This window comes from Bifidobacterium sp. B4081, from assembly GCF_026537335.1.
In the GTDB taxonomy this organism is placed as follows: domain Bacteria; phylum Actinomycetota; class Actinomycetes; order Actinomycetales; family Bifidobacteriaceae; genus Bombiscardovia.
In genome coordinates this window covers 67,204-76,380 of record NZ_JAFNMM010000007.1, presented here as the reverse complement: position 1 = coordinate 76,380, position 9,177 = coordinate 67,204, and the positions used below count along the sequence as shown (strand labels likewise).

General features: G+C 57.6%; 10 protein-coding genes and 1 other RNA gene. 6 read left to right on the top strand and 5 right to left on the bottom strand.

All coding sequences use genetic code 11. The annotated features are described in order from the left end of the window. Positions 1-525 precede the first annotated feature (525 nt). Entirely contained in the window at positions 526-873 is a 348-nt protein-coding gene (locus J3T92_RS09380) for a hypothetical protein (RefSeq protein ID WP_267401265.1), read from the top strand. Between the two features lie 244 nt (positions 874-1,117). Next, positions 1,118-1,420, top strand: a complete 303-nt coding sequence (locus tag J3T92_RS09375) for a hypothetical protein (RefSeq protein ID WP_267401264.1) — start codon at positions 1,118-1,120, stop codon at positions 1,418-1,420. An 89-nt stretch (positions 1,421-1,509) separates the two neighbouring features. On the opposite strand, the gene J3T92_RS09370 is transcribed toward J3T92_RS09375, so the two are convergent. Next, positions 1,510-1,668, bottom strand: a complete 159-nt coding sequence (locus tag J3T92_RS09370; RefSeq protein ID WP_267401263.1) for a hypothetical protein — start codon at positions 1,666-1,668, stop codon at positions 1,510-1,512. A gap of 117 nt (positions 1,669-1,785) precedes the next feature. Here J3T92_RS09370 and J3T92_RS09365 point away from each other — a divergent pair, with 117 nt between their 5' ends. The 4 genes from J3T92_RS09365 to J3T92_RS09350 all read left to right on the top strand — a co-directional run bounded on the left by J3T92_RS09365 (position 1,786) and on the right by J3T92_RS09350 (position 3,876). Next, positions 1,786-2,184, top strand: a complete 399-nt coding sequence (locus J3T92_RS09365) for a hypothetical protein (RefSeq protein ID WP_267401262.1) — start codon at positions 1,786-1,788, stop codon at positions 2,182-2,184. Further along, positions 2,181-2,330 carry a hypothetical protein gene (locus J3T92_RS09360; RefSeq protein WP_267401261.1) on the top strand — a complete coding sequence of 50 codons (150 nt, stop codon included), beginning with the start codon at positions 2,181-2,183 and terminating at the stop codon, positions 2,328-2,330. The genes J3T92_RS09365 and J3T92_RS09360 overlap by 4 nt, the downstream gene beginning before the upstream one ends. Before the next feature lie 459 nt (positions 2,331-2,789). After that, on the top strand, positions 2,790-2,918 hold the full coding sequence (locus tag J3T92_RS09580) for a holin (RefSeq protein ID WP_416378867.1): 129 nt from the start codon (positions 2,790-2,792) through the stop codon (positions 2,916-2,918). A gap of 460 nt (positions 2,919-3,378) precedes the next feature. After that, positions 3,379-3,876, top strand: coding sequence for a hypothetical protein (locus tag J3T92_RS09350; RefSeq protein ID WP_267401257.1), 498 nt, complete (start codon positions 3,379-3,381; stop codon positions 3,874-3,876). 265 nt (positions 3,877-4,141) lie between these two features. Here J3T92_RS09350 and J3T92_RS09345 read toward each other — a convergent pair whose 3' ends face one another. The 4 genes from J3T92_RS09345 to J3T92_RS09330 form a co-directional block, all read right to left on the bottom strand. After that, complete coding sequence (locus J3T92_RS09345) at positions 4,142-5,287, bottom strand: tyrosine-type recombinase/integrase (RefSeq protein ID WP_267401256.1); 1,146 nt, start codon at positions 5,285-5,287, stop codon at positions 4,142-4,144. A 300-nt stretch (positions 5,288-5,587) separates the two neighbouring features. After that, positions 5,588-5,986: a transfer-messenger RNA gene (gene ssrA / locus J3T92_RS09340) on the bottom strand. A 112-nt stretch (positions 5,987-6,098) separates the two neighbouring features. Further along, positions 6,099-7,043, bottom strand: a complete 945-nt coding sequence (locus tag J3T92_RS09335) for a LysR family transcriptional regulator (RefSeq protein WP_267401255.1) — start codon at positions 7,041-7,043, stop codon at positions 6,099-6,101. Between the two features lie 232 nt (positions 7,044-7,275). Then, on the bottom strand, positions 7,276-8,898 hold the full coding sequence (locus J3T92_RS09330) for an NAD-dependent malic enzyme (RefSeq protein ID WP_267401254.1): 1,623 nt from the start codon (positions 8,896-8,898) through the stop codon (positions 7,276-7,278). Positions 8,899-9,177 lie beyond the last annotated feature (279 nt).

Below are 9,177 nucleotides of genomic sequence, written 5' to 3'. Positions count from 1 at the left end.
GGTCACACGGGCGGCACAAATGGCGGCTCTGCACCCGTACAGGCCCCACATCCACAAGTTCCTCAAGGCGGTGGTTCGTCAAACAGTGGCGGATCAGTAGATATGGGTGGGTCCTGGATACCGGGATCCGACCCAGTCATAACGAATCCGTAGAAACGGATTAAGAATTGGAAAGGTAAAAGATGAAGCAACGATTTAGGAAACTTCCTAAAGTGCTAATGGCTCTTGCGGTGGGGATAGCGACCCTTTTCACAGGAGCTGTTACAGCACATGCGGATTCTGGACCGGGGCTGGTGCATGGGTATTACGTGTCCCCTATCTCCATGGGACCGCACTTTATAAACTCGCGAGGCGCTGCCGTAGGCATAGCCGCCATGGATGGGGGCAACCCCGTTTATTGCATTGAATTCGGAGAAGTGTCTCCCCTGCGCATGCGGTGATGATCCCTGAAACGGGAAGGATTGAGCTCTTTTACTTGGACGGATTTCAGAAGCATGACGTTGTCTTTTTGCGGAAATTGAGGAATTGAATGTCGGGCGCTCTAAAGCTATCATCACCCAGAACACCAGGCTTCTGTGCAAGAGCTGCCACCCGATCTGGCACCTCTTCGCAATTCGACAGGACAACGATTTCAACCAGTTCATGCTTCAGAAAGACCGGGACGAGGAGGACAAGGTCAATGACATTGCATCGTTCAACACGGGCATAGTGGGCCCGGGGGATTACGTGCTCAACACCAAGGGGCTGCTCACGGCAAGTATGAGCAACGCCAACACGTTCGTGCTCGCAAGCGGCGACCTGATCATGCAAGGCCGCCATGTGACCTCGTCTCCTCGACCTCGGCGACTGTTGTTTCCGGCGCCCGGGGGGTGAAGAGGAACGACCTTGCCGTTTGCCGGTACTCAAGAGCGTCCAACGGCGTCGAGACGGCGGAGCTGAAGATCCTCCAGGGGACCGTCACGCAGGGAACGCCAGCCGACCCCGAATATCAGGAGGGTCGCATAATCGAAGGCGCAACCGTCTCGGACATGCCCTTGTACCGTATCCCGATCTCCAGCATCACTCCTGGCGCGCCCATCCCTCTCTACAACCGCATACCCAGCCCGTAATCCACACTGTGCCGGTCACGGTTGTGAACAGCGCCTACGGCGGCATTTTCGCTGTCCGGGCCGGGGCGGTCGCCCAGCTGACCATCAACTGGAGATCGGCGAACGGGGACTCATGGGACTCGGGAGGCATGGGCCACCTGCCTGATGATTGGAGGCCCGCCATGACCGTCATCCATCCATACCAGGGTAGGGACGGGAGCAGCCAGCGGCAGATCACCATTGACACGAACGGTGCCATAAGCTACCAGAATTTCGGCAACAGTCAGAATACCGGCGGCTTTTCCACCTCCCTCACCTACCTTCTGGCATAGATCGACTGCCAGCAGCTAACGGCCCACCACAGGGGCCGCTTCCGCTGACTTCTTCATCCACGCGGCATGGCTATCTGAACAGGCCGGCTCTACCGTCCCAATGCGATCAGATACGAAATGTCAATGAGAGCGCCCTTGTTGATGGGCTTGTTCATCCTGACGGTCAGCCACTTCGCCCCCGGCACATAGTCGCAGGCGATCGCGGATGTTGTCGAGGGGTCCGCCCGATTCGACAGCATGACTGCCATGAACCTGCGGATAAGTGTCTGTTGTTTCGTATCCAGCTAAAACCCACACGGTGGCCACGTCTGAAAGCATGGTTTCCCGTGTGGGTTTTCCTACAGGCTTGAAAGGCAGTATCGCTTATGTTCGACTCGTTGACGGGTGGTCTTATCTCCGACGCGGTGGTGATTGCTCTGTTTGGCCTGATCGTGAAGATCTGGCCGGGAGGGCTCAGTGCTCTGGCCGCATGGCTCTACTCGCACGTCGACCCGGGGCGTCTCCCATATGATTCCGCCGTGAACCGGCGCTGGCGTGAGACCTGCGATCTGCGCAGGCAGACCGTGCAGGTGCAGGACCAGCTCAGGGAGATCCGCAAGGATTCCATCAGGAACACCCTGGCCAGTCTCATGGAGCAGCGTGGCGGCCAGAGCTCGAAGGTTCGCTACGAACTGTCGGAGCTTGAATCCCTGGATGCCCACTGCTGGGTCATGCAGGAGGCGGGGGACTATCTGGCCCAGCGCCACGGGGAGGGGCGGTCATGAGCAGGCGAACCGTCCTGACCGTCCTGGGTGTCGTTGCCTGCCTGTGCCTGGCATCCGCAGCCGTCTTCGGGCTGGCCCTCCTGCTCGGGTGGGCTCTTCGGAGCCTGCTGAGAGTCCTGGTCTTCTTCCTGCTGGCGGCAGTCTGAGTGCCTTCCACTGTTTTTTATTCATGGCCATCCTCAACCGGGGTTGGTCTTTTCCATGCCCGGAGAAGGGCGGAAAGGCGGGTTGTCATGGCCGGCCGGCAAGTGCACGAACACCAGCCGCAGGGGGAGAGCCTGCCACCCGAAGGCGTGCCGGTCGTCTCCTCCGACGAAGTCGCCCAGGCTCTGGAAGGGGGACGGGACAATGGCTGACCTGTGCGTCCTGATCGAGCGTATGCGCTACGGGGGCAATTACGCGGGCATGTACGGGGAGCTCTTCGACCGTTTGCAGATAGCCATCTGCGACCAGAACCCATACAGATAAAGGAAGTCAAAATAACCAATACGCCAATGCCAGAGCATATGGCCACCTGAGGTGAAGAGTTCTATCATATACGCGATTAGGCGAAGGCAGCAGGGGTGTGAGCTGTCAAGACCGCCGCCCAGGCAGCCCGTGCAGTCATCTCCATCAGTGCGGCCACCATCGGCATGGTCAACTGGCCGCTGGTGGCCGGGACTGCCGCATTGGCCGCGATCGCCAGTGTGCTCACAAGCATCGCCGGCGTGTCAGAGGTGCGTGATAGCCAATGAGTGGCGCGGCGTAGTTCTCGCAAGCTAGAAGTGCCTTAGTACAGGGAAAGTGTAGTTTCCCCTCTGTTCCGGGATACTGGAGCGAGGGGCGATTTTTGCATTCTGGACTGGTGCGGTATGTGTTCAAACGTGAGGTGTTTTCCTCGCTGCATAGATGGCAGATACCGAAGATGCTCTGTCTATTCACACCAAGAAACTTACCATCGGATGCTGTAAAGTTACCTACCCCAAGTAGTCGGTGAGTGTATTGCTGACTTTGCCTTTGAGGGCGTGGTAGGTCATATCGTAGTAGTAGATCATCTGCTTATATACTCAAGCTCCTGGCTGGCCGGGCATTGCTGGAGTCAGGAGCCACGTTAACAAGCTTAAGCCCAATACATTTAGGTTCAGCATTCCCCCGAGTTGGAGGGCACAGAGCAATACCAAGCTCTTATAATGAGGGCATACTAGAAGGAATGACATGTACAAGAAGGCAGAGAAGATATACGAAGCAATAGGGGCAGACCATCGTGCCGCGTCGATTCTGCCTGAGCTGGACTACTCCATGCTCCTAGGAGTATCTGTTTACTGTTTCAATCGCTGCCAGTCATTTATCATTGAATTATTACGATCCCAAGGCATTGGCCTTGAATGGGCAATACTCACCGACTACACGGCTGGTAAATTATGCCCATACATTGAGCAGCATATTGATGATAAAGAATATGTTAGTCCCAAACTTCTTGGCGATTATAAGGTGCTCTGTGACCAGCGCAATCGAATCATCCACGGTTTCCCCGTAACTGATGAAGAGACGGGGGAACAGAGGTTATCTACTAAAGGAAAAGGCAAATCAGGTAGTCAGTTCCCTATCAACACGCAGTATATGGAGGGGTTTATACGGCGAGTGACCGATTTCGAGTACCGATTAGACGAGGTAAGAACTCTTATGCGTGAGTTCGGAGACTACAAGTTATAAAACAATGCTCTACACTCCAGACGACATCAGCCAGATACCCAACAAACATTCAGATTACATTCCAGCGCCCTAAGACCGCAAGGCGAGGCTGACCATCTTCCTGCATAAACAACTGGACCAGGTCATCGACCAGGAACACCAACCCGATAGCAACAAACACAAACAAGAACAGTTCAAAGCGCTACACCAATAGATCCGTCAAGACCTCACCACGACACAGCGCCAGAGAAGCGGACATCATCCGACTCGAACGCTAATATCACACTCACAACTCCTGAAGCCGGGCCACCAGATCCGCACGCTGCCTCTCCAGACCGGCAATATCCTCATCAACCCTCCCGATCCGTGCTAGCAGGAGTTCCGGTGTTTCATCCGGCAGAAGGTTGGCGCCCAACTTCTCGGCCAGGATGTCCTTTCGTCTGTCGAGAGAGTGCTGGTATCGCATGGCGGTGTTTACGTCCGCGTGTCCCGCGGCATCCATGAGTTCCCTGATTGTGGCCCCTTCTGCAGCAAGCCAAGTCAACCCGGTATGCCGTAGATCATGGAAACGGAGGTCCGGTCGGCCGGCCTGGTCCCGTGCCTGTGAATACCAGGAGCGTAGTGAATTCGGGTGGATGGGTTTGGTGGGGTCTTCACGTTCTGGGAAAAGCCAAGCGTCCTTCTCAGATCGGACCTGTTCATCCAGGAACTGTTGGAGGAGCGGTAGCAGTTGCGGTGGTATCCGCTCGTCCCTGATGCTGTTGTCGGTCTTGGGAGTATCGGTGAGTCTCTCGTTATCCATGGTCGCCCTGCCTCGTCTGATGTGCAGGGTGCGTGTTTTCGGATCTATGTCGCGGCGTTGGAGGGCGCACACCTCGCCTATGCGCAGTCGGTCCCCGAACACGGCCAGGTAGATGCTCATCCGGTAGCGTTCCGGCATGGCATCATAGATGGCCTTGACCTCTTCCGGCGTGGCCGGGACTGTCTTTGATTTCCTTTCGGGTTTCGGCAGTGACTTAGTGCAGGGGTATGCGGGTATCAGGGGTGGCTCCCCGTGCAGGCCGGGCTGGCTCGCGGTCCGGAGGATGGATTTCAGGGCCTTGTATGCATTGGCCTTCATGGCCTGCTGGTCGGAAGGCATCGAAGCCAGCCACTGATTGATGCCGGCCTGGGTTATGTCGATGAGCCTCGTGTTCCCGAACCAGGCGAGGATGTGGTTCTCGACGTCCTTGCGAAGCCGGTACTTGGTTCCTGCCTTCAGAGGTCTCCCTTTGAATGTGCGATTCTCCAGCCACTCGGGGAAGTACTCTCCCAGAGTGATCCTCTTTGATTTTGCTTTATGCTGAGTGGTCTGGGGAGGCTCCCATATCCCGATTTGAATTCTCTTCTCGGCATCATTCAGCCAAGCCTGTGCTTCCGCAGCCGCATCCAAGGGGAATGACTTGCTTTGCCTGTTGGCCAGACCGTGCCATTTATCGAAGGCCTATACTGGGGTCGGGTAACTTGCCACTATCCGAGTCGGGTTCTCTTTGCTGGGCCGGTACTTGAGATTGCCGAATCGTCTTATCCTGTCCACCTGTACATCCAAACGACCCACTAAACGACCCATCTCATACCCGATAAAACCAATCAAAACAGCTCTAAACCGATTAGAGTCTTCTGACTGCATGCCAGCAATAAAGCCAATTATCACAACAAAAAAGCCACCCAGGGTTAATTGGATGGCTTGTTTTGGTGGAGCTGCGGGGAATTGAACCCCGGTCCGGTGACCGCACCCTCAGTCTTCTACGTGCGTAGTCTGCTGGCCTTTGTGGCTATCTGTCTGCCCCCGCCTGTGTCGCAGACAACTGGTGGCGGGCATAGCCGCAGAAAAAGTCCCCGAACCGCCCTGTGGCGCAGCAGTTCAGGCAAGTCTTCTTAATGACGCTCAGCATCCCCCCGAAGGCGAAGGGGAGTGAACGGAGCAGCTGCTCACTGGTTAATCCTGGCGCGAAGCTCAGGCAGCGAGAGCGAACTCAGTGCGGTTAGATTTAGCACTTGTTGTTTGCGGGAGGACATTAACGAGCGGACCCCCGCGTTCTCGGCACGCTTCCCTGCGACGTACAGGTCACCGTCGAAACCGATCAGCCCCAATCTTGAATTATCAAGCCCCGCTGGTGCCATTACGGACCAGCCTCGTCAGTATACAACAGATGGACGTTGCAGATATTCCGCTTCTCTCTCGGCATTGACCGCGATCCTGGTCAAGCCACAGAGCCTAGTCGACTGGTGGCATAGTCGCTGAAGGCATGCACCTCATCCACATCTTCGTAGAAGGCCTCCCGCTTGGTGTCGTTGAAGAGGAAGATGTTGAAACGGGGCATGTCATCCCCGGCAAAGGGGATGAAGCGCAGGCCATCGCCAGGGTGCACGCCGGCCGAGGTGATCAGGCTGCAGACCAGACCGGATGTGGTCACCATCTTCAGGGTTTCTACGTCGGAGACCTCAACCAGATGACTGACTGGTTCAGACAGGTGAATCAGACGTTCGGCAGCCTGGGCATGGACGAAATCGCGGTTGAGGGTCGTGAAAGGAACGTCCCCGGGAAGCATGGACAGATCCTCGGGGTGCAGACTGGTCATTCCTGCCGTGCCCAACCGTTCGGCCATGGACTGGGTGCAGACCATGCCGAAGGGGAAGGATGTCAGCTTGGTCGTTTCAACGCCATCCACGCTCAAAGACTCGTCGACACTGGCCACCGCCCCGTAGTCCACACGGTGGGCCTCTATCTGACTCAGCAACTTTTGAGACCCTATGGTTTCTACGGTCGTGTTCTTGTCTGGTTCGCACTGCTCTTGCCGCCCTTGCCCGGAGCTCAGCAGCGATGAGATGATGGGCGGCAGGCCGATGATGCGCCGTCGGATCCCATTCCTCGCAGCCAGGGCCTCGGGCAGGGTGTTGATCAGGTCCAGGGCCTGGCCGACGTGGTCCACCACTGTTCTTCCGGATTGGGTGAGCTGTGTGCCGTCGCCAGCACCGAAGCGCTTCCTCTGGACCAGCTTGGTTCCCAGACGCATTTCCAGTCTTCTGATGGCCTGCGAGACCGCAGGTTGGGAGATGCCTGCCTCCAACGCGACATCGGTGAAACTGCCGTACCGGGCCAGCATGGTAAGCAGCTCGAGGTCGCGGACATTATCCATATAGGTCATGAGCCGCTTCCCTTGATTGTTGCTCAGATTAGTATTGCTTATCCGTCAACTTTGGCGAAAGACTACTTACTGTTAGCCTATCATCGTTAGCTGAACTTGAGAAGATTGACCCTTGAGAATATTGACAGGGCCAGACTCATGATTGGGGCCCGGTCGTCACGATCATAGGTTATGAACTGTGACGGCCGGGCCCCAATCTCAGCATCGCAAGAGGCGAAGGCGCAGGTTTCGCTCAGGCATCATAGTGCCATTGGGCCTTGGCCACGGCGGCGTCCACATCCTCAATCGGCTCACGGTTCAGGCCCTCCTGGACGGCCTGTTCAGCCACAGCAGTGGCGACCCGGCGCGAGATCTCCTTGAGGTCGGCCACCGGCGGCAACACGGCGGTTCCAGGCTTGTCCACGTCGATCATGTCGGAAATGGCATAGGCTGCGGCCAACAACATTCCCCTGGTGACCAGCCGTGCCTTGGCGACGATGGCCCCGAAGCAGATGCCAGGATACATGAGGGCGTTGTTGCCCTGTCCGATGGAATAGGTGACGCCCTGGTAGTCAACAGGCTTTGAGGGAGTGCCGGTGATGACGAAACCGCGGCCGTGGGTCCAGGCGATCACGTCGGCGGCCTTGGCCTCGGCCAGTTCCGTGGGGTTGGAGATGGGGCAGAGCAGCGGCCGTTCCACATGCTTGGCCATGGCCTCCACAACGTTCTGGTCAAAGGCTCCGGGTTTGGTCGAGGTGCCGATGAGCACTGTGGGTTGGAAGGCGTCGACGACCTGTGCCAGCGAGGTCTTGTCGGTGACCGAGGCGAACTCGTCCGGCTTGCGTGCATAACGGGTTTGGCCCTCGGTCAGATCATCCTGGCCCTGCTCGATCAGACCCTGACGGTCGAAGAGCAGGACCCTGCTGCGCGCGGTCTCGGTATCCATGCCTTGGCGGATGATCAGGTCGTCCACGATCTGGTCGGCGATGCCCACGCCGGCGGTCCCTGCGCCGAAGACCATGATCCTGGTGTCCTTGGGGTCGGTTCCGGCGATTTTTCTGGCGGCGATAAGTGCGGCCAGGACGGTCACGCCAGTGCCTTGGATGTCGTCATTCAGGGTCAGGATCCGGTCCTGATAGCGCTTGAGGACGGGCGCGGCCTCTGGCCTGCCGAAGTCCTCCCAGTGGATCAGGGCCTCCGGATAGCGCTGGAGGACCTGTTGGACGAAGTCATCGATGAAGTCGTCGTAGCGCTGGCCCCTGACCCTGGCGAAGTGATTGCCCACGTAGTCAGGATTGTCCAGCAGGGCCTGGCGGTTGGTGCCCACATCCACCATCACCGGCAGAACGCGAGAGGGGTCAATGCCGGCAGCGGCGGTGTAAACCGCCAGCTTGCCCGTCAGGATCTCAGCGCCCTGAGCGCCCCAGTCGCCGATGCCAAGAATGCCTTCCGCGTCGGTGCAGACCACCAGGTCAATGGGCCGATCGCCGGCGTACTGATCCAGGGCATCGCCGATCCCCTCGGGATGATCGATGGAGATGTAGGCCACATCGCTGCCCGAATAGAACTCGTCGTAGCGTTGGATGGACTGGGCCACGGTGGGGGCGTAGACGATGGGCATGTATTCGGTCAGGTGCTTGTCCATGCTCCTGTAGAAAAGCCGACGGTCGGTGCGGCAGATGCTCATCAGATAGAGCCGCTTGTCCAGATCGGTGGGCTGGGCCAGGAAGCGGCGGTAGACGATGCGCTCGCGCTGTTCGTCATCCTGTACGGCAGCAGGCAGCAGCCCGTCCAGTTTTAGCTCGCGCCGCTGCTCATAGTCGAATCCCAGTCCCCGGTTGGCATAGGAATCGTTGATGGTATCGAATCCTGTCATGGTCTCACTTGTCCTTCACGATCGGGGCCGGCCGCGTTGCCAGACCTCTGCAAACAGCCTAGAAAAACCTCTTGCCGACCGCCAAATAAGCATCGTCTATATGCTGTCAAGGGCCTATTTACCCTTGTTTGACGGGTCTGGGGGCCCTAGACAGCCGCCAGCTATGGCGCACCCTCATATATGCGGCGCTTATTTGTAGCCTCTGTCGCCTGCCGCATAGCATAAGTCCACATGAGCATGCCGACGAGGAGGCCGGCGGTTTCCGGGCAGATATACGCC

Coding starts and splice junctions, on each gene's coding strand:
- J3T92_RS09370 (WP_267401263.1), bottom strand. CDS start 1,668: ATGGCAGTCATGCTGTCGAATCGGGCGGACCCCTCGACAACATCCGCG.
- J3T92_RS09365 (WP_267401262.1), top strand. CDS start 1,786: ATGTTCGACTCGTTGACGGGTGGTCTTATCTCCGACGCGGTGGTGATT.
- J3T92_RS09360 (WP_267401261.1), top strand. CDS start 2,181: ATGAGCAGGCGAACCGTCCTGACCGTCCTGGGTGTCGTTGCCTGCCTG.
- J3T92_RS09350 (WP_267401257.1), top strand. CDS start 3,379: ATGTACAAGAAGGCAGAGAAGATATACGAAGCAATAGGGGCAGACCAT.
- J3T92_RS09335 (WP_267401255.1), bottom strand. CDS start 7,043: ATGACCTATATGGATAATGTCCGCGACCTCGAGCTGCTTACCATGCTG.
- J3T92_RS09330 (WP_267401254.1), bottom strand. CDS start 8,898: ATGACAGGATTCGATACCATCAACGATTCCTATGCCAACCGGGGACTG.